Below are 19,428 nucleotides of genomic sequence, written 5' to 3'. Positions count from 1 at the left end.
ACCTCCTCCACCCCCCCCCCCCCCCCCCCCCCCCCCCCCCCCCCCGCCCCCCCGCGGGGGGGGGGGGCGGGGGGCCCCCCCCCCCCCCCCCACGACGGCGGAGTACCCGTTCGTCATGCAGATCACGGACGCGACCGGCGGCCAGTTCTGCGGCGGCACCCTGGTCGCACCCACGAAGGTGGTCACCGCCGCACACTGCGTGGTCGGCGAGACCGCGGGCAACGTGCGGGTGGTGGGCGGGCGTACCCATCTCAGCGGTACCGACGGCACGGTCGGCGAGGTCAGCCGGATCTGGTTCGACCCCGGCTACACGGACGCGGTCAACGGCGGCGACGTGGCCGTGCTCACCCTGGCCAAGCCGATGCCGTACGCCACGGCGGCGTACGTCTCCCCCACCGGCACCGGCGTGTACGCGCCCGGCATGACGGGCCGCATCCTGGGCTGGGGCACCACGGGCAAGAACGGCGGCTCCTCCGACCAGTTGCGGATGGCGACGGCGCCCGTCGTGTCCGACACCGAATGCCGCGACTCCTACGGCTCCGACTTCGTCGCGAGCGACATGGTTTGCGCCGGATACCCGTCCGGCGGCGTCGACACCTGCCAGGGCGACAGCGGCGGTCCCCTGCTCATCGGGGGCGTCCTGGCAGGGATCACTTCCTGGGGCAACGGCTGTGCCGAGGCGGGCCAGCCGGGTGTCTACACCCGGCTGGCCTCCTTCTCCAGCCTCGTGACCGAGCAGGTCCTGACCTGAGCCGTGCCCCGGTGAAAGCCAGGGGGCGTTGCGAGCCACCACGAGCGGCCCGCAACGCCCCCTTTCCATGTCCCTCATGGCCCCATGGCCCCCATGACCTCCGTGGTGCCGGCACCCCCACCGCCGGAGTCTCAGCGCCCTACGACGGTCCCGAACCGCATGTCGTACGACGCGCCCGGGTGCAGGGTGGCGAGCATGCGCTCGGCCTCGGCGGTCACGTCCTGCCGCTGGGCCCTGGTCAGCCGGCCGAAGGGCTCGACCACCAGCGTGTCGCCCTCCGGTTTCCACAGCCCCGCCAGGAAGCCGTCGACGAGGAGGGCGCGATGGGCCTGGTTGCCCTGCGCGTTGCGACCCCGGTACCGCTCGGGCACCACGCGGACGCGGTCGGCGTGGGCGAGGAGCACGTTGTCGAACTCGGGCAGGAAGCGGGGCGGTGCCGGGGTGTCCGGGTCGGGGCGGGGAGCGTCGGGAAGGTCGAACAGCTCGGCGCCGGCGTCGTCCCGGAAGGTGACGAGCCGGGGGCGGAGGCGTTCGAAGGCGGGGCGCAGCCGGGTCAGGCCCGCCCAGGTCTGCATGTCCCGGACGGAGGCCGGACCGAAGGCCGCGAGATAGCGCAGGACCGTGGCTTCCAGGGCGGCGGGGCCGTCCCCTTCCGAGAGCCCTGGAGAGGAGCCCATGGGCCGGCCGAGCCAGTGCTCGGCGGTGGTGAGGGCGACCTGTCCGCTTCTGTCCCACAGTCCGCGCGGGGTGACCTGCACCAACGGGAGCCGGCAGCGGGCCGCGATGCCGAGGGCCTGGGGGTCGGCGTCGGGCCACTGGGCGCCGAGGGCGGCGCGCAGTTGCGCCATCGTGCGCGGCTCGGCCTCGACGAGGTCGCGGACGAGCGCGGTGAGCCGGTCGAGGTCGACGCCGTCCAGGCCCTTGCGGAACTGGTTGAGTTCGCGCTCGCGGGCGCCCTGGACGAGCGGTCGCAGGGTGAGGCAGTCGTCGGCGGTGTGGGTGTGGATGGTCGAGCGCAGGGTGACGATGCGGACCACCTCGCGGCCGGCCATCAGCTCCGACAGCCGCTCCGGTGCGAAACCGTCGAGGCGGGCGGCGAGGGCGTAGTACGGCGGCTTGACGTTCTGCGCCTGAAGGCCCACCAGGTGCTCCACGGCCGCCTTGGCCGGCAGCGGCGCGCGGCGCAGCAGCAACTGCCGGTCGAGAGTCGCCCGGTTGAGGGCGCGCACGCCCAGCACGGGGGCCGAGACGGTGGTCGTCGTCTTCGTCATGTCCGCACGGTAGCGGCCCTTGAGGACAGTTTCTGTCCTCTTTCGTCTCTCGTCAGGGTCCCGGCCGTCCGTCACCGGGGCCCTGGCCGCCGCGGCCGGCGGCGGGCGGTTCGGTGGCGTACCAACCCGTCCAGTGGCGGACGGTGATCGCGATCACCGGTCCGTCCGGCGGGTTCTCGCGGTACTGCGGGTACTTGCGCAGCAGCCGGGCGAGCGCGGTCCCGTACTGCACCACGCTCCGTTCGTCCTCCGCGTCGGGCGGCACGATCCGGGCGTCGCCGTCGGCGCGGGCCCACCACAGGCGGTTCCAGTCCTCGTCGTAGTCGTCGGCCAGCAGGGACACGGACCCGGTGGCCTCGATGTTTCGCAGGCGCCTGAGCCGGGTCGTGGTCTTCGGCTTGCGGTCGACGGCCGTCACGACGCCGTCCTCGCCGAGGGCGGCGAACACCGTGGGCACCAGGTGCGGGCGGCCGGCCGCGTCCACCGTGGCCAGCCTCGCCACCCGGGCGGCGAGGAACCGGCGGCGCGCCTCGCCGGGGTCCATGCGGGGCACGGGCGTGGCCTCCTCCCAGCCGTCCGTTCAGCCGTCTGTCAGGGCCCGCAGCACCTCCTCGTCCGTCAACTGCTCGAAGTCGTCGTACCAGACGCCCACGGCGGTGAAGGTGGGCGGCTGGTGGAGGCAGATCAGCTCGTCGGCCTCGCCGCTCAGCGCGCGGACGGCGTCGGGTGCGCCGACGGGGACGGCGAGGACGGTCTGCGCGGGTGCGCCGCGCCGGACGTGCCGCAGCGCGGCGCGGGCGGTGGAACCGGTGGCCAGGCCGTCGTCGACGACGATCGCGGTACGTCCGCGCAGGTCCGGGGCGGGACGGCCGTGGCGGTAGCGCCGTGCGCGGCGGCGCAGTTCGGCGCGTTCGCGCTCCACCGCCGGGGCGAGGTCCTCCTCGGTCAGGCCGAGCAGGTCCAGGGCCGCCTTGTCGAACAGTGGCGGGTCGTCCCCGGCGATCGCGCCGAGGCCGTACTCCTCCTGCGAGGGGGCGCCGATCTTGCGGACCACGACCACGTCCAGCGGGGCGTCCAGCGCCCGCGCGACCTCCCGGGCCACCGCGACGCCGCCGCGGGGCAGCGCCAGCACCACGGGGTCGGGCAGTGCGCCCGCCTCGTACCGGGAGCGCAGCCGTTCGGCCAGTTGCCGGCCGGCCTGCGCACGGTCGCGGAACCTCATGGGCGTCCCTCCTTCCGCCCTGGTTGCCGGGTACCCCGCGGGGCCCGGCCGATCACATTCCGCCGGCGCCGTCGGCCCGGCCGGTTAGGCCGAGGTGTGAGGGGCAGTCGGAGAGGACTCACGGCAGACCGGTTCCCCCGTAGGAGCAACAGTGTCGACAGGCCGACTCCCCGATCGCGAACAGCGGATCCTGAACGAGATAGAACGCGCCCTCAGCCGTGACCGCCGTCTGGTCCGGCGGCTGCGGTCGGCGCGCAGACCACCGACCCTCTCCCGGGTGGCGTCCTACGCTCCTCGACTGTGGACCGTGGTGCTGCTGGTGGCGCTCTCCGTCGCCCTCCTGACAGCCGGTGCGGTCACCTCGGAGCCGGGCGTGATCTGGGCGTTCGCGGCGGTGTGGCCGGTGGCGCTGTTCTCCGTACTGCGGCTGCTGTGCCGCCGGGCCGAGTCCTGACGCGCCACCGACAGGCCCGGATCCCCGCCGTGGCCGCCGTGGTGTCCCTTCGACCGGCCTAGGCCTGCACTTCGATCAGTTATTCGACCCCGCTATACACTGCGTCTATACACGCTGCATATAGTCCCGGCATGCCTTGTGTGACCAGGAAGACGACGAAAACGGGGGCCCGGTTCCGGGCATTGACGGCACTGACGGCATTGGCGGCCGCGTGTCTCACACTGACCGGCTGCGCACGCGACGGCACGGCGCCGAGCGCGGCCCGCGCGCACCCCGCGACGGGTGCGCCCGCCGCCTTCGGCACGGTGGACTGCCGTCACGCCAAGTGCGTCGCGCTGACCTTCGACGCGGGGCCGAGCGAGAACTCCGCCCGGCTGCTCGACATCCTCAAGGAGGAACAGGTCCCGGCGACCTTCTTCCTGCTCGGCGCCCGGCACATCGAGAAGTACCCGGAGCTGGTCGTCCGCATGGCCGCCGAGGGCCACGAGGTGGCGAACCACACCTGGGACCACCAGATCCTGACCCGGATACCGGCGGAGCGCGTACGCGAGGAGATACAGCGCCCGAACGAGGAGATAGAGCGGCTGACCGGGCGGAAGCCGACTCTGATGCGCCCGCCGCAGGGCCGCACCGACGACACCGTGCACCGGATCTGCAAGGAGCTGGGCATGTCCGAGGTCCTGTGGAGCGTGACCGCCAAGGACTACACCACGACCGACTCCGAGCTGATCACCCGGCGCGTGCTCGACCAGACCTCCCGGGACGGGATCATCCTGCTGCACGACATCTACGCGGGTACGGTGCCCGCGGTGCCCGGGATCATCGACGCGCTGAAGGAGCGGGGGTACGTCTTCGTCACCGTGCCGCAGTTGCTGGCACCGGGCAGGGCGGAGCCGGGCAAGGTCTACCGGCCGTAGGACGACCCACGGAATGGCTTCCCACCGGGCCGCGCTCTCCAGGCGCGCGGCCCGGTTCAGCCGCCGTCGGCAAGGCGGAGCCGGTAGCGCCTCCCCGGCCGCCCACCGACGATCTCCTCGCCCACCGCCCTGAACCCGGTGCGTGCGAGCACGGTCATGGAAGCCGCGTTGTCGAGGGTGGTGACCGCGGTGAGCTCGGTGAGCCGGTACGTCACGACGGCGAGCCGGCTCACCTCCCGCACGGCGGCCGTCGCCACGCCCCGGCCCGCGGCGCGCTCGCAGATCCGGTACCCGAGTTCGGCGCACCCGTCGGCGACGTCGACGAGGTTGACGCGGCCCACCAGTTCGCCCTGTTCGTCCACGACGACGTGGAAGTGGCAGATGCCGGCGTCCTGTTCGGCGAGGAGAGCGCGGTGGCGGGCGGCGAATCCGGTGAAGTACGCGTCCCCCCGGTCCGGCACGGTGCGGGCGAAGTAGCGACGGTTCTCCCGCTCGAAGGCCAGCAGCGCCCCCGCGTGGTCGGGGCGCAGCCGTTCCAGCATCACCATGATTGGGAGCATACGCGGAAGGACCGGGCGATGAGCCAACCGTGTGAGCCGGGGGCGAACTCGCAAGGTGAGGCCACCCATTGCCTACGATCGTGGCGTGGTGAACTTCTCGCTCGAACGCACCGCGCCGCTCCCCCTCGACGAGGCGTGGCGGCGGATCACGCGGTGGTCGCGGCATGCCGACGCGGTGCCGCTGACCCGTATCAACGTGGTCACGTCCGCGCCGACCCGGGAGGGCACGGTGTTCGTGGCCCGTTCGGGGATCGGTCCCCTCGGCTTCGACGATCCGATGGAGGTCACCGTCTGGCGTCCGCCGGCCGACGGCGAGCCGGGGCTGTGCCGGGTGGAGAAGCGCGGCCGAGTGGTGCTGGGCTGGGCCGAGTTCGAGGTGCGGCCCGGCCCCGGGGGCCGTACGCGGGTGGTCTGGCGGGAGGAACTGCGGGTCCGCTTCCTGCCGGGCCTGTTCGACGAACCCCTGCGCGGCGCGGCCCGGTCGGTGTTCGGACGCGCACTGAACCGGCTGCTCAGGCAGCCTTGAGCGCTCTGACGTACCGTCAGGAGACCGCGCCGATCCGCTCGGTGGCCACGGGCACGCCGTCGTGGTGGATCGGGGTGTGCGCGCCGGTGAGGGACACGCCGCTGCCGCCGCGCCGGTCGGCGACGATCTCGGAGGCGATCGACAGGGCTGTCTCCTCGGGCGTACGGGCGCCGAGGTCGAGGCCGATCGGGGACCGCAGCCGCGCCAACTCCAGTTCCGTCACGCCGACTTCGCGCAGCCGGCGGTTGCGGTCGAGGTGGGTGCGGCGGGAGCCCATGGCGCCGACGTAGGCCACCGGAAGGCGCAGCGCCAGCTTCAGCAGGGGAATGTCGAACTTGGCGTCGTGGGTCAGGACGCACAGCACCGTGCGGGCGTCGACCCCGGTGCGGGCGAGGTACTCGTGCGGCCACTCGACGACGATCTCGTCAGCCTCCGGGAAGCGCGCCCGGGTGGCGAAGACGGGCCGGGCGTCGCACACGGTGACGTGGAAGCCGAGGAACTTGCCGACGCGCACCAACGCCGAGGCGAAGTCGATCGCCCCGAAGACGATCATCCGGGGCGGCGGCACCGCGGACTCGACGAGGACCGTGAGCGGGGCGCCGCAGCGCGAGCCCCGCTCGCCGATCTCCAGGGTGCCGGTGCGCCCGGCGTCCAGGAAGGCGGACGCCTCGCCGACGACCGTGCGGTCCAGTTCCGGGTGGCCGCCGAGGCCGCCCTCCCAGGAGCCGTCGGGGCGGACCAGCAGTGCCCTGCCCAGCAGTCGGGCCGGACCGGACACGATCCGGGCCAGGGCCGCCGCCTCTCCCCGCGCGACGGCGGCCAGCGCGGACGCGGCCACGGTACGGGCCGAATCGGCGGCCCGTACCGGTGTGACGAGGATGTCGATGACGCCGCCGCAGGTCAGGCCGACGGCGAAGGCGTCCTCGTCGCTGTAGCCGAAGCGCTCCAGGACGGTTTCGCCGTCCTCCAGCGCCTGCCGGCACAGCTCGTACACGGCGCCCTCCACACAGCCGCCGGAGACGGAGCCGATGGCCGTGCCGTCGGCGTCGACCGCGAGGGCGGCACCCGGCCGGCGCGGTGCGCTGCCGCCGACGGCCACCACGGTGGCCACGGCGAAGTCGCGTCCCTGCGCGACCCACCGGTCCAGTTCCTCGGCGATGTCCAGCATCTGTCGGTCTCCTTGCGACGGTCGTGGGGAGGGCGCGTCGGCGGCGGGTGGCGGCACGGCTAGCGCACGCCCAGCCAGCTTTCTATGGGGTTGAGCGCGAAGTACACGAGGAAGACCGCGGTCAGGCCCCACATGAAGGCGCCGATCTCCCGGGCCCTGCCCTGGGCGGCCTTGATGGCGGTGTACGAGATGACGCCGGCCGCGACACCCGTGGTGATGGTGTACGTGAACGGCATCAGGACCACGGTGAGGAAGACCGGGATCGCGGTGGACCGGTCGGCCCAGTCCACGTGCCGGGCGTTCATCAGCATCATGGCCCCGATGACCACCAGCGCGGCGGCGGCGACCTCCTGCGGGACGATCGCGGTGAGCGGGGTGAAGAACAGGCAGGCCGCGAAGAACAGGCCGGTGACGACCGAGGCGAGGCCCGTGCGGGCGCCCTCGCCGACACCGGTCGCCGACTCGATGAACACGGTCTGCCCGGATCCGCCGGCCACACCGCCGATCGCTCCGCCCGCGCCGTCGATGAACAGCGCCTTGGACAGGCCGGGCATGCGGCCCTCGGCGTCGGCCAGCTTCGCCTCGGTGCCGACGCCGATGATGGTGGCCATCGCGTCGAAGAAGCCGGCCAGGACCAGAGTGAAGACGATCATGCCGACCGTCATCGCGCCGACCTGGCCCCAGCCGCCGAACTCGACGTGCCCGAAGAGCGAGAAGTCGGGCATCGAGACCGCGCTGCCGTGCAGTACGGGCGCGCCACCCGCCCAGGCGTCGGCCTTGATGACGCCCGCGCCGTTCAGGACGGCCGCCGCCACCGTGCCGCCGACGATGCCGACGAGGATGGCGCCGGGGACGTTGCGGGCCTGGAGCACGAAGATCAGCAGCAGGGTGCAGGCGAAGAGCAGCACCGGCCAGCCGGCGAGTTCGCCGGCCGGACCGAGGGTGACCGGGGTGGTCTTGCCCTGGTGCACGAAACCGGACTTGTAGAAGCCGATGAGCGCGATGAACAGGCCGATGCCGATGGTGATCCCGTGCTTGAGCGCCTGCGGGATGGCGTTCATGATCATCTCGCGTAGGCCGGTGACGACCAGCAGCATGATGACCACGCCGTAGACCACGCACATGCCCATCGCCTGGGGCCAGGTCATCTGCGGCGCGACCTGCGAGGACAGGACGCCGGAGACGGACAGGCCGGCGGCGAGGGCGAGCGGCACCCTGCCGACGAAGCCCATCAGCAGGGTGGTGAGGGCCGCGGCGAACGCGGTCGCGGTGATCAGGGCCTTCTGGCCGAGGGTGTCGCCGGCGGCGTCCTTGCCGGACAGGATCAGGGGGTTGAGGAGCAGGATGTACGCCATCGCCATGAAGGTGGTGACGCCGCCGCGCACTTCACGCGCGACCGTGGATCCCCGCCGGGATATGTGGAAGTAGCGGTCGAGCCAGGACCGGCCCGCCGGGACGCGGCTGCCCGCGCCCGCGTCCTCGGCGGTGGTCCTCGGCTCCACTGACTGCTGGGTCATGGGGCCATCTCCCAAGGTTCACAGGGACACCCGATGCCTTCGGCGGCATGCGGGATCTGGGAATGGACGACCCGGGGGACGGCCCGAGACGAACAGTTGGGGTCCCCGGGGGGCGAACTCCCCCCGGGGGTTCATCGGTTCGGACGCCGTGGGCTCACATGCCGGTGAGGTGTTCCGGCCGGACCGGCGTGCGGTTCAGCTCCAGCCCCGTCGCGTTGCGGATCGCCGCCAGGACGGCGGGCGTGGACGACAGGGTGGGGGCCTCGCCGACGCCGCGCAGCCCGTACGGCGCGTGGTCGTCGGCGAGTTCGAGCACGTCGACGGGGATGGTCGGCGTGTCGAGGATGGTGGGGATGAGGTAGTCCGTGAAGGACGGGTTGCGCACCTTCGCCGTCTTCGGGTCGACGACGATCTCCTCCATGACCGCCACGCCCAGGCCCTGGGTGGTGCCGCCCTGGATCTGGCCGACGACGGACAGCGGGTTGAGCGCCTTGCCGACGTCCTGGGCGCAGGCCAGCTCGATCACCTTCACCAGGCCGAGATCGGTGTCCACCTCGACGACCGCGCGGTGCGCGGCGAAGGAGTACTGCACATGGCCGTTGCCCTGGCCGGTGCGCAGGTCGAAGGGTTCGGTCGGCCGGTGCCGCCACTCCTCCTCCACCTCGACGGCCTCGTCCTCGAGGACGTCCACCAGGTCGGCGAGCGCCTCGCCGCCGTCGGTGACGACCTTGCCGCCCTCCAGGAGGAGTTCGGCGGTGGCCCAGGCGGGGTGGAAGGAGCCGAACTTGCGGCGCCCGATCTCCAGGACCTTCTCGCGCACGAGCTCGCAGGCGTTCTTGACGGCGCCGCCGGTGACGTACGTCTGCCGGGAGGCGGACGTCGAACCGGCGCTGCCCACCTGGGTGTCGGCCGGGTGGATGGTCACCTGGGTGACGCCCAGCTCGGTGCGGGCGATCTGCGCGTGGACGGTGACGCCGCCCTGGCCGACCTCCGCCATCGCGGTGTGCACGGTGGCGACCGGCTCGCCGCCGACGACCTCCATGCGGACCTTGGCGGTGGAGTAGTCGTCGAAGCCCTCGGAGAAGCCGACGTTCTTGATGCCGACCGCGTAGCCCACCCCGCGTACGACGCCCTCGCCGTGCGTGGTGTTGGACAGGCCACCGGGCAGCTGCCGGACGTCGGCGCCCTCGGAGCTCTCCCACTGGCGCTCCGGCGGCATCGGCATCGCCTTGACGCGGCGCAGGAGTTCGGCGACCGGGGCCGGGGAGTCGACCGGCTGCCCGGTCGGCATGATCGTGCCCTGGGACATGGCGTTCAGCTGCCGGAACTCCACCCGGTCCATGCCGACGGCGTCGGCGAGCTTGTCCATCTGCGCCTCGTAGGCGAAGCACGCCTGGACCGCGCCGAAGCCGCGCATGGCGCCGCAGGGCGGGTTGTTGGTGTAGAGGGCGACGGCCTCGATGTCGACGTCGTCGACCTCGTAGGGGCCGATGCCGAGCGAGGCGGCGTTGCCGACGACCGCCGGGGAGGCGGAGGCGTACGCGCCGCCGTCCAGCACGATCCGGCACCTGACGTGGGTGAGTTTGCCGTCCTTGGTGGCCCCGTGCTCGTAGTACAGCTTGGCCGGGTGGCGGTGGACGTGTCCGAAGAAGGACTCGAACCGGTTGTAGACGATCTTGACGGGCTTGCCGGTGCGCAGCGCCAGCAGGCAGGCGTGGATCTGCATCGACAGGTCCTCGCGCCCGCCGAAGGCACCGCCGACGCCGGCCAGCGTCATCCGGACCTTCTCCGGCGGCAGGCCGAGCACCGGCGCGATCTGGCGCAGGTCGCTGTGCAGCCACTGGGTGGCGATGTAGAGATGGACGCCGCCGTCCTCCTCGGGCACGGCGAGCCCGGACTCGGGGCCGAGGAAGGCCTGGTCCTGCATGCCGAAGTGGTAATCGCCCCTGACGACGAAGTCGGCTCTCCTCGCGGCCTGTTCGGCGTCGCCGCGGACAATCGGCTGGCGGTGGACGATGTTGGGGTGCGGGACGTGGCCGGCGTGGTGGTCGGTGCGGTTCTCGTGGACGAGGACGGCGTCCGGTGCGGTCGCGGAGGCCTCGTCGGTGATCACCGGCAGTTCCCGGTACTCCACCTTGATCTTGGCGGCGGCGCGGCGGGCGGTCTCGGGGTGGTCGGCGGCGACGACGGCGACGGGCTCGCCGTGGTGGCGGACCTTGCCGTGGGCCAGGACCGGGGTGTCCTGGATCTCCAGGCCGTAGTTCTTCACCTCGGTGGGCAGGTCGTCGTACGTCATCACGGCGTACACGCCCGGTGTGGCGAGGGCCTCGGCGGTGTCGATCGAGACGATCTCGGCGTGCGCGACCGTGGAGCGCAGGATCTGGCCCCAGAGCATGTCCTCGTGCCACATGTCGGAGGAGTACGCGAACTCGCCGGTGACCTTGAGGATGCCGTCGGGGCGGAGGGTGGACTCGCCGATGCCGCCCCTGGTCTGCGAGCCCTGGGTGACTTTGGTGGGAGCGCCGGTGGGGGTACCACCCTGCACGAACGTAGTGGAGAGCTTGGGGGCCGTCATGCTCAGACTCCCTCGGACTGCCGGGCGGCCGCCAGGCGGACCGCGTCCATGATCTTCTCGTAGCCCGTGCAGCGGCACAGGTTGCCCGACAGGGCCTCGCGGATGTCCGCGTCGGTCGGGTTGGGGTTGCGCTCCAGCATCTCGTCGGCGGCGACCAGCAGGCCCGGGGTGCAGAATCCGCACTGGACGGCGCCCGCGTCGATGAACGCCTGCTGGACCGGCGAGAGTTCGCCCTCCACGCCGGTCTGCGCTCCGGGGCCCCGCGGCTGCCACCGCTGGGCGTCCTCCAGCGCCGTACCGCAGGCGCCCGAGCCGCAGGACCGCTGCCTGGCGTAGTCCGCCAGGCCCTCGACGGTCACGACCTCGCGCCCCTCGACCTGCCCGGCGGCGACCAGGCAGGAGCACACCGGCACGCCGTCCAGGCGCACCGTGCAGGAGCCGCACTCGCCCTGCTCGCAGGCGTTCTTGGAGCCGGGCAGCCCCAGGCGCTCGCGCAGGACGTACAGCAGGGACTCGCCCTCCCAGACGTCGTCGGCCTGCTGGGGGCGTCCGTTGACGGTGAAGTTGACGCGCATCACGCGGCTCCCTCGTTCGTTCGGCGGGCGCCGCGGTACGACTCCCAGGTCCAGGTGAGCGTCCGGCGGGCCATGACGCCCACCGCATGGCGGCGGTAGCTCGCGGTGCCCCGGACGTCGTCGATCGGGTTGCAGGCGGCGGAGCACAGCTGCGCGAACTGCTGGGCGACGGAGGGGGTGATGATCTCCCCGCTGTCCCAGAAGCCGCCCTCGTCGAGTGCCGCGTTCAGGAACTCCTCGGCGGCCCTGGCCCGGATGGGCGTGGGCGCGGCCGAGCCGATGCCGGTGCGCACCGTACGGGTCTCCGGGTGCAGGGCGAGGCCGAAGGCGCACACGGCGATGACCATGGCGTTGCGGGTGCCGACCTTGGAGAACTGCTGCGGTCCGTCGGCCTTCTCGACATGGACGGCGCGGATCAGCTCGTCGGGCTCCAGGGCGTTGCGCTTGACGCCGGTGTAGAAGGCGTCGATCGGGATGCGGCGGGAGCCGCGGACCGACTCCACCTCGACCTCCGCGCCGGCCGCCAGCAGGGCGGGGTGGGCGTCGCCGGCCGGGGAGGCGGTGCCGAGGTTGCCGCCGACGCCGCCGCGGTTGCGGATCTGCGGGGAGGCCACCGTGTGCGAGGCAAGGGCCAGGCCCGGCAGCTCGGCCCGCAGGTTCTCCATGATCTTCGAGTACGGAACGGAGGCGCCGAGCCGCACGGCGTCCTCACCGACCTCCCACTCGTAGAGGTCTGGGACGCGGGTCAGATCGAGGAGGTACTCGGGCCGTCGGTGGTCGAAGTTGATCTCGACCATCACGTCGGTGCCACCCGCAATCGGCACAGCGGAGGGGTGCTCGGCCTTCGCGGCGAGCGCCTCCTCCCAGCTGGCGGGGCGAAGGAAGTCCATGACCGGCTCTCTTCTTCCGTCTCGTGAGTCGTACAGATTGAGCCAATCCGTGTGCGGCGGGCCCGGCTCGTTCCTGTCCCTTTTACGCGGAGTGGAGTCAGTACACCGCTGACCGCTCCGGCTCGGTCAGTCACCGAAAACATGAAGGGTTTGGCTGGTCGGCGCGGGCATCTTGTAGATTCGTATGAACCGAGGTCATCAGGAACCTCTTCGGTTCCCCTGGAAACAGAGGCGACTGAGGGGACGCGGACTCACCTCTTGGCGGAGCTGCTGCCCGGCCGCGCGGCCGGACCCTCGCCACTTGATCCATCGTAGTTTTCGAGACACAGAACGGCGGCGACGAGAATGCGGCTGCGCGCACTGCTGGACACCGATGCGCTGGGCCTGAAGCTGCTCGGCGGGGAGGACGAACTGGACCGCACCGTCCGGGGTGTCATGACCACCGACCTGCGCGACCCCAGCCGCTACCTCTCCGGCGGTGAGCTGGTGCTGTCGGGGCTCGCCTGGCGCCGGGACGCCGCCGACTCCGAGCCGTTCGTACGGATCCTGGTGCGGGCCGGGGTGGCCGCCCTGGCGGCCGGTGAGGCCGAGCTGGGGCCCGTGCCCGACGACCTCGTGGCGGCCTGCGCCCGGCACCGGCTGCCGCTGTTCGCGGTGAACGAGTCGGTGGCGTTCGCGACGATCACCGAGCACGTGGTGCGGCAGGTGTCCGGCGAGCGCGCCGGTGACCTGGCGGCCGTCGTGGAGCGGCACCGCAGGATGATGACGGCCGGCCCGGCGGGCGGGGGCCCGGACGTGGTGCTGGACCTGCTGGGCTCCGACCTGGACCTGCGGGCCTGGCTGCTCTCCCCCACCGGCCGGCTGATCGCCGGGCCCAAGGTGGGGGGCCCGGCGCTGCCCGCCGACGCGTGCGCCCGGCTCGCCGCCGAGCACCTGGCGGCCGCCCGCACCGGCCGACGCGGCCCGCACCGGGTGGCGCTGGGCCCGACGACGTACTCCCTGTTCCCCATCCGCGGCGGCGGCCGCTCCCCGCGGGACGCGCGGGACGCGCGCGAGACGGTGCTGTCGGACTGGCTGCTGGCCGTGGAGGCGGACGCGGGCGAGTGGCCCGAGGAGCGGCTGGATCTGCTCCAGGGCGTCACCCAGCTGATCGCGGTCGAACGGGACCGCCGGGACGCGGCCCGCACGGTGCGCAGGCGGCTGGCCCAGGAGGTGCTGGAGCTGGTGCAGAGCGGCGCGCCGCCCACGGAGATCGCCGCGCGGCTGAGGGTCGCCGCGCCGGTGCTGCTGCCCGGCCTCGGGGCGGCCCCGCACTGGCAGGTGATCGTGGCCCGCGTCGAGTGGGACGACGGGCGGAGCGAGGGCGGGCCGATCGCCCAGTCGCTGCTGGAGGAGATCCTCGTCGACCCCCACAGCACCGGTCCCGAGCCCTCCGACCGGATAGCAGTCGCCCACACGGGCGACGAGGCGGTCGCGCTGGTGCCGCTCCCGGCCGTCTCGGCCGAGCACGACGGTTCCGAGACCGAGATGCTCGCCGACGCGCTGCTGGAGGCCGTACGCGACCCGCTGTCGGCCGGTCTCGACGGCGACGGGCGGCTCACCCTGGGCGTCAGCGCGGCCGTGCACTCGGCCGAGGGGCTGCGCGGGGCACTGGAGGAGGCCCGGCACGCCCGGCGGGTCGCGGCGGCGCGCTCCGGACGCGTCTGCGCGGCAGGACACCAGGAGCTGGCCTCCCACGTCCTGCTGCTGCCCTTCGTCCCGGACGACGTGCGCCGCGCCTTCACCGCGCGGCTGCTGGACCCGCTGCGGGACTACGACCGCCGGCACCGCGCCGAGCTGATCCCCACTCTGGAGGCCTTCCTCGACTGCGACGGCTCCTGGACCCGCTGCGCCACCCGGCTCCACCTGCACGTCAACACGCTGCGCTACCGGGTCGGGCGTATCGAGCAGTTGACGGGCCGTGACCTGTCCCGCCTCGAGGACAAGCTGGACTTCTTCCTGGCGTTGCGCATGAGTTGAGGCCGTGGCGGACGATCAAGGCGCGCCACCTGCGACCTCCTCCGTCCCACGACTTTGTGAAATTTTTCACCCATCCTCTTGGCCGGGCCACGGATTTCGTGCTGAGATGCCGCAACCACTCAAGGCTCGATGGCGTGCTCGGGGAGGGCAACGTGGCGCATACCGCCATGTCTGGTAACGGAACGACCCCTGGTGACGATCCACTCCAGACCGCGGTATGGCGGCTGCGCTCACGCGCGTGCTGGGCCGACGCGGCAGCGCTGCTCCAGTCGGCCACCGCGGCCGCGGCGCTGCAGAGAACCGCGCTGCTGGTCGAACGCTGCCTCTACACCGAGGCCGGCTGGGAGGAGGCCGAGGACGCGCTGCGCACCGCCGAGGCGCTCGCCCACACCGACGAGGAGCGGGGTGCCGCCGCTTGTGAACGCGGGTACCTTGCCTACGCGGCCACGCTGCACGGCGTACGGGACCGGGCGGACGAGGCGCGGTCGGCGCTCGGCCGGGCCGCGGCACTGATCCCGCCCGGGGTGCCGGGGCGGGCCCTGCTGGACTTCCGGCGCGGTCTGATCGCCGAGAACCTCACCCGCTCCCCGCAGGCCGCACACGCCGCGTACCGGCGCGCGCACGCGGGCGCGATCGCCCACGCCGATCCGCTGCTGCTCTCCTTCACCTGGCGCCATCTGGCCGGACTGGCGATGCGGGACGGCGAGTTGGCCGAGGCCCGGAACGGCTTCGCCGAGTCGCTGCGGATCCGCGAGGAACTGGGCTACCTCGTCGGCACCGCGCCGGCCCTGGTCTCCCTGGCCGACGCGGAGACCGAACCGGAGGCGTCCCGCCTGCGCGAGGAGGCACGCCGGCTGTTCCGGCTGCTGGGGGGCGTGCCGACCTGGCTGGCACAGCAGTTGACCCCGGCACCACCGGCACCGGGCGCGGCCACGGCCTGAGAGGCCCATGAGGCGACTGCTTCTCAGAGGAACCTGAGAGGTTGCTGTGCCAGGCTGACCGGCCCCAACGCGCGGACGTCCGACGGTGTCCGCGCGCACCCCCCACGGTCGCTCTGGAGGATCGCCCGATGAGCCTGGTCAACGGACTTCCCGCGCATGTGCTGCTGGTCCACGCAGTCGTCGTCCTGGTTCCCCTCAGCGCCCTGGCGCTCGTGCTCTGCGCCCTGTGGCCGCAGGCCGCCCGGCGCCTCGGTCTCGTGCTGCCACTGCTCGCCCTGGTCACGCTGGTGAGCGTGCCGCTGACCACTCAGGCCGGGGAGTGGCTGGAACGCCATGTGAGCGGCGACGCGCTGGTGCGCCGGCACGCGGAGCTGGGTGACGGACTGCTCCCGTGGGCTCTCGGCCTGTTCGTGCTGGCGGCCGGCGTCTGGTGGATATCCCGCCGGACGCCCGCACCGCACGGAAAAACGCGCGCGGGCTCGGTGCTCCGGGTCGCCGCGGTCGTCCTGTCCGTGGTGGTGGCCGCGGGTGCGGTCGTCGACGTGTACCGGATCGGCGACTCGGGCGCGAAGGCCGCCTGGCACGACGCCTACTCGAAGACGGCCACGCAGTCGGGCGGCGACGACTGACGGGCGGAACGCCGCCACCACGTGTCACCGCGCGCCGGCCCGACCCGGCCCGCACCGCATGACCGCCCGCTCAGTCCGCGCCTGCGAAGTGTTCGGCGACCAGGGCGCGTACCACGTCGACGTCCCGGGCGATGAGGGCGTCCAGGAGCGCCGTGTGCTCGGCCGCGTCGGCGACGAGGTCGGCGCGGGCGGGGCGCGCGGAGCCGCCGACGAGCGGCCACTGGGCGCGGCGGTGCAGGTCCTCGGCGATCTGGACGAGCTGGTCGTTCCCGGAGAGGGACAGCACCGCGCGGTGGAAGGCGCGGTCGGCCTCGGCGTAGGTCGCCCGGCACCCGGAGGCAGCGGCCCGCACGGTGGCGTCGGCAAGCGGGCGCAGTTCGGCCCAGCGCTCGACGGGCACGCGGCGGGCCAGCCGCAGCATTACCGGCACCTCCAGCAGGGCCCGCACCTCGGCCAGTTCGGCGAGCTCGCGGTCGCCGCGCTCGATCACCCGGAAGCCGCGGTTGGGCACGACCTCCACGGCGCCCTCCAGCGTGAGCTGCTGCATCGCCTCGCGCACGGGGGTCGCGGAGACCCCGAACCGCTCGCCGAGCGCGGGCGCCGAGTAGACCTCGCCGGGTTTCAGCTCCCCCGCCACCAGGGCGGTACGCAGAGCCTGCAGGATCTGGCCGCGCACGGAGGAGCGCCGCACGAGGGGCCGGGGGCGCGGGACGGGCGGTTCGCCGTGCGTGTGCTCGCCGCGGACGCCCGTCCGGGGGAGGTCCGCGGCGGCGGGGGCCTCCTGGTCCCGCCGCGGCTCCCCGGCTTCCTGCTCCCGCCGCAGGTCCGCGGCCTGCGGCTGGAGCGGCACGCGAGGCACGGCACCCCGGCCGGCCCCGGGGGTCCGGGTGCCGGTGGAGTCCTGTGCGCCCTGCTTCACGGTTCTCCTCCAGGCTCGCGGTGCTTGGGGTGCTTGGGGTCATTACGGCGGCTTGTCGCTCTGCCGTCAAGCACCTTAGGCGCTGTAGGCCAAGGCTTCACATTCCGATCAACTGAAGTAAGGTAAGCCTTACCTACAATCGAACGTGAAAACGGTGGTCCGGCATGCCTGTGCCCTCTTCGGCCGTAGCGGACGCGTACGCCCGCCTCACCGAGGCCTTCCCCGGACTCACGGTGACGGAGGCGGGCCCCGGCGAGAGCGTCCCGGACGGCGGCGGCTGGACCTCGGCCGCCTCCCTCGCGGCGGGCGGCAGCGGCCTGGACGCGTTCCTGGCCTGGGACGACGCCCAGGTTCTGCGGGACTACGGCACGTCCGCACGCCCGGACGTCGTGGCGAGCTTCGGACTGCACCGCTACGCCTGGCCCGCCTGCCTGCTGTTCACCGTGCCCTGGTTCCTGCACCGCCGGGTGCCCCGCCTCCCCGTGACCCACGTCTCCTACGACCGCGCCGCCGGCCGCATGGCCGTACGCCCCGCCGCCTTCGCCTGCCTGCCGGGCGACCTGGCGGCCGCACTGCCCGGCGCGCGCGTCGTACGCGACGAGGAGGCGCTGCGGGCCGAACTCCGCTCGGCCGTCGCCGAGCACCTGGAGCCGGTACTGGCCGGATTCGGCCCCCGTATGCGGCGGCGCGGGCGCGCCCTGTGGGGCATGGCGACCGACGAGGTCGTCGAGGGACTCTGGTACGTCGCCCATCTGCTCGGCGAAAAGGAGCGGGCGGTGTGCGAACTGGAGCTGCTGCTGCCGGGGGCGACCCGGCCGTACGTCGGCTCCGCGGCCTTCCGGGAACTGACGGGGCCCGACGGCGAGTCCCTGCCCACCCGCGACCGGGCCAGCTGCTGCATGTTCTACACCGTCCGCCCCGAGGACCTCTGCGTCACCTGCCCGCGCACCCCCGACGCGGACCGGATCGTCAAACTGACCGCCACGGCGGCGGGCTGAGCCACCGTCACACCGGGCCGAACCCGTCCCGGCGGTCCGTCGCACCCCCCGCGGTCGCGTAAGATCACTCGCGACTGGGACACTCACAAGGTCACAGGTGATTCACAAATCCCTCACCTGTCGCGGGAACTTTCCGCGGAACCACCAGTATGGGTAGTCTTATTCGAACTCAACTCCCGCCCCTCAAGCGGCAGTTCGAGCAGAACGCCGCCCCGGGCATCCCCTTGCACCTCCTTGGCGGCCTCTTGCCCCGAAACCCCCTGAGGGCCGACGGGATTGGGCCACCATGGCGGGCGTTACGCCCTATCCCAATGCAAGGGACCCCAGATGAGACTGACCGACATATCGCTGAACTGGCTGCTCCCGGGCGCCGTGCTGCTCCTGGGCGTGCTGGCGGCGGTGGCGATGATCGCGCGCGGCAAGCGCTCCTCCGGGGAGAACGCGAGCACGGACGACTCGTGGGAGCGCAGCGAGGAGCGCCGCAGGCGCAAGGAGGCCATCTACGGCACGGCCTCCTACGCGCTGCTGTTCTGCTGTGCGGCGGTCGCCGCCGCACTCTCCTTCCACGGCCTGGTCGGCTTCGGCGAGCAGAACCTCGGCCTCTCCGACGGCTGGCAGTACCTGGTGCCGTTCGGCCTGGACGGCGCGGCGATGTTCTGCTCCGTGCTCGCGGTGCGCGAAGCCAGCCACGGTGACGCGGCGCTCGGCTCCCGGATACTCGTGTGGCTGTTCGCCGCCGCCGCGGCCTGGTTCAACTGGGTGCACGCGCCCAGGGGCATCGACCACGCGGGTGCGCCGCACTTCTTCGCGGGCATGTCCCTCTCCGCCGCGGTCCTGTTCGACCGCGCGCTGAAGCAGACCCGCCGGGCCGCCCTGCGCGAGCAGGGTCTCGTGCCGCGCCCGCTGCCGCAGATCCGCATAGTCCGCTGGGTGCGGGCGCCGCGCGAGACCTACAAGGCCTGGTCGCTGATGCTCCTGGAGGGCGTGCGGAGCCTGGACGAGGCGGTCGACGAGGTGCGCGAGGACGAGCGCCAGAAGGCGGAGAGCCGGCGGCTGCGTCGCGATCAGGAGCGCATGGAGCGGGCGCAGTTGAAGGCGCTCAGCCGGGGCCACCGCGGCTTCATCGGCCGGGGCGGCCGGCAGGTCGAGCAGCAGGCCCTGGAGCGCGGCTCCACGCAGGTCACCGCGGAGCCTGCCATAGCGGCGGCGGAGCTTCCCGTGCGTGCGCGTCCGTCCCTCCAGCCCGTCCGCAAGGGGTCCGAGAGCTCCACCCTCGACCTCACCGCGGAGGACGACACAATGGCCCTGCCGCGGCTCGACTCCCTGGAGCGCAAGCTCAAGGACCTGGAGCAGCAGTTCGGCTAGGAACGACTCGACTGGACCGGTGAACGGGTGGGGGGCGCGCCGACGGGCTCGCCGACGTCACCTACTGGGGCCGGTACGAAGACGTTGCACACGCGCAGTTCGGCGGCGAGCGGATCGCACAGTACGGCGTC

19 protein-coding genes are annotated in these 19,428 nt (G+C 72.8%); 9 read left to right on the top strand and 10 right to left on the bottom strand.

Going from position 1 to position 19,428, the window contains the following annotated elements; all coding sequences use genetic code 11:
• Positions 1-751 (top strand): S1 family peptidase (locus tag ACWEK3_RS39500; protein WP_453251969.1); only part of this gene is annotated, 751 nt, incomplete at its 5' end.
• A gap of 131 nt (positions 752-882) precedes the next feature.
• On the opposite strand, the gene ACWEK3_RS39495 is transcribed toward ACWEK3_RS39500, so the two are convergent.
• The 3 genes from ACWEK3_RS39495 to ACWEK3_RS39485 are packed head-to-tail and all read right to left on the bottom strand — an operon-like array spanning position 883 to position 3,244.
• Positions 883-2,022 carry a winged helix DNA-binding domain-containing protein gene (locus tag ACWEK3_RS39495; protein ID WP_453251968.1) on the bottom strand — a complete coding sequence of 380 codons (1,140 nt, stop codon included), beginning with the start codon at positions 2,020-2,022 and terminating at the stop codon, positions 883-885.
• Positions 2,023-2,074: 52 nt separating this feature from the next.
• Positions 2,075-2,575: a TIGR03668 family PPOX class F420-dependent oxidoreductase gene (locus tag ACWEK3_RS39490; RefSeq protein WP_453251967.1), complete on the bottom strand. Its 501-nt coding sequence runs from the start codon at positions 2,573-2,575 to the stop codon at positions 2,075-2,077.
• 27 nt (positions 2,576-2,602) lie between these two features.
• Entirely contained in the window at positions 2,603-3,244 is a 642-nt protein-coding gene (locus ACWEK3_RS39485) for a phosphoribosyltransferase (RefSeq protein WP_450546788.1), read from the bottom strand.
• 151 nt (positions 3,245-3,395) lie between these two features.
• Between ACWEK3_RS39485 and ACWEK3_RS39480 the strand changes: the two genes are divergently transcribed.
• Positions 3,396-3,698, top strand: coding sequence for a DUF3040 domain-containing protein (locus ACWEK3_RS39480; RefSeq protein WP_453251966.1), 303 nt, complete (start codon positions 3,396-3,398; stop codon positions 3,696-3,698).
• A 131-nt stretch (positions 3,699-3,829) separates the two neighbouring features.
• Positions 3,830-4,615, top strand: a complete 786-nt coding sequence (locus ACWEK3_RS39475) for a polysaccharide deacetylase family protein (protein ID WP_453251965.1) — start codon at positions 3,830-3,832, stop codon at positions 4,613-4,615.
• A 56-nt stretch (positions 4,616-4,671) separates the two neighbouring features.
• Here the strand turns inward: ACWEK3_RS39475 and ACWEK3_RS39470 are convergent, their stop codons facing one another.
• A complete protein-coding gene (locus tag ACWEK3_RS39470) occupies positions 4,672-5,163 on the bottom strand; it encodes a GNAT family N-acetyltransferase (protein WP_453251964.1) in 492 nt (163 codons plus the stop codon).
• 97 nt (positions 5,164-5,260) lie between these two features.
• On the opposite strand from ACWEK3_RS39470, the gene ACWEK3_RS39465 reads away from it, so the two are divergent.
• Positions 5,261-5,701, top strand: coding sequence for an SRPBCC family protein (locus tag ACWEK3_RS39465; protein ID WP_225078309.1), 441 nt, complete (start codon positions 5,261-5,263; stop codon positions 5,699-5,701).
• A gap of 16 nt (positions 5,702-5,717) precedes the next feature.
• On the opposite strand, the gene ACWEK3_RS39460 is transcribed toward ACWEK3_RS39465, so the two are convergent.
• The 5 genes from ACWEK3_RS39460 to ACWEK3_RS39440 all read right to left on the bottom strand — a co-directional run bounded on the left by ACWEK3_RS39460 (position 5,718) and on the right by ACWEK3_RS39440 (position 12,426).
• A complete protein-coding gene (locus ACWEK3_RS39460; protein ID WP_453251963.1) occupies positions 5,718-6,869 on the bottom strand; it encodes an XdhC family protein in 1,152 nt (383 codons plus the stop codon).
• A gap of 59 nt (positions 6,870-6,928) precedes the next feature.
• Positions 6,929-8,386 (bottom strand): NCS2 family permease, encoded by a 1,458-nt coding sequence (locus ACWEK3_RS39455; protein ID WP_390728353.1) that lies wholly within the window; start codon positions 8,384-8,386, stop codon positions 6,929-6,931.
• A 154-nt stretch (positions 8,387-8,540) separates the two neighbouring features.
• Positions 8,541-10,961: a xanthine dehydrogenase family protein molybdopterin-binding subunit gene (locus tag ACWEK3_RS39450; RefSeq protein ID WP_453251962.1), complete on the bottom strand. Its 2,421-nt coding sequence runs from the start codon at positions 10,959-10,961 to the stop codon at positions 8,541-8,543.
• A 2-nt stretch (positions 10,962-10,963) separates the two neighbouring features.
• Entirely contained in the window at positions 10,964-11,536 is a 573-nt protein-coding gene (locus ACWEK3_RS39445; RefSeq protein ID WP_450546782.1) for a (2Fe-2S)-binding protein, read from the bottom strand.
• Complete coding sequence (locus tag ACWEK3_RS39440) at positions 11,536-12,426, bottom strand: FAD binding domain-containing protein (RefSeq protein ID WP_384428044.1); 891 nt, start codon at positions 12,424-12,426, stop codon at positions 11,536-11,538. Before ACWEK3_RS39440 ends, ACWEK3_RS39445 begins: the two co-directional genes overlap by 1 nt.
• 345 nt (positions 12,427-12,771) lie before the next feature.
• Between ACWEK3_RS39440 and ACWEK3_RS39435 the strand changes: the two genes are divergently transcribed.
• From ACWEK3_RS39435 to ACWEK3_RS39425, 3 genes are all read left to right on the top strand, one after another.
• Positions 12,772-14,445: a PucR family transcriptional regulator gene (locus ACWEK3_RS39435; RefSeq protein ID WP_450546781.1), complete on the top strand. Its 1,674-nt coding sequence runs from the start codon at positions 12,772-12,774 to the stop codon at positions 14,443-14,445.
• A gap of 167 nt (positions 14,446-14,612) precedes the next feature.
• Positions 14,613-15,386, top strand: coding sequence for a hypothetical protein (locus ACWEK3_RS39430; RefSeq protein WP_450546780.1), 774 nt, complete (start codon positions 14,613-14,615; stop codon positions 15,384-15,386).
• A gap of 128 nt (positions 15,387-15,514) precedes the next feature.
• Positions 15,515-16,015: a DUF2231 domain-containing protein gene (locus tag ACWEK3_RS39425; RefSeq protein WP_450546779.1), complete on the top strand. Its 501-nt coding sequence runs from the start codon at positions 15,515-15,517 to the stop codon at positions 16,013-16,015.
• 70 nt (positions 16,016-16,085) lie between these two features.
• Here ACWEK3_RS39425 and ACWEK3_RS39420 read toward each other — a convergent pair whose 3' ends face one another.
• Positions 16,086-16,934 carry a GntR family transcriptional regulator gene (locus ACWEK3_RS39420; RefSeq protein WP_450546778.1) on the bottom strand — a complete coding sequence of 283 codons (849 nt, stop codon included), beginning with the start codon at positions 16,932-16,934 and terminating at the stop codon, positions 16,086-16,088.
• A gap of 164 nt (positions 16,935-17,098) precedes the next feature.
• On the opposite strand from ACWEK3_RS39420, the gene ACWEK3_RS39415 reads away from it, so the two are divergent.
• Positions 17,099-17,932, top strand: coding sequence for a (2Fe-2S)-binding protein (locus ACWEK3_RS39415; RefSeq protein ID WP_453251961.1), 834 nt, complete (start codon positions 17,099-17,101; stop codon positions 17,930-17,932).
• A 327-nt stretch (positions 17,933-18,259) separates the two neighbouring features.
• On the top strand, positions 18,260-19,297 hold the full coding sequence (locus tag ACWEK3_RS39410) for a DUF2637 domain-containing protein (protein WP_384428054.1): 1,038 nt from the start codon (positions 18,260-18,262) through the stop codon (positions 19,295-19,297).
• Positions 19,298-19,428 lie beyond the last annotated feature (131 nt).

The sequence above is a fragment of the Streptomyces sp. NPDC004721 genome, assembly GCF_053601495.1.
Note: the sequence above shows the minus strand (reverse complement) of the source record. Positions and strands in the feature narration are given on the sequence as shown.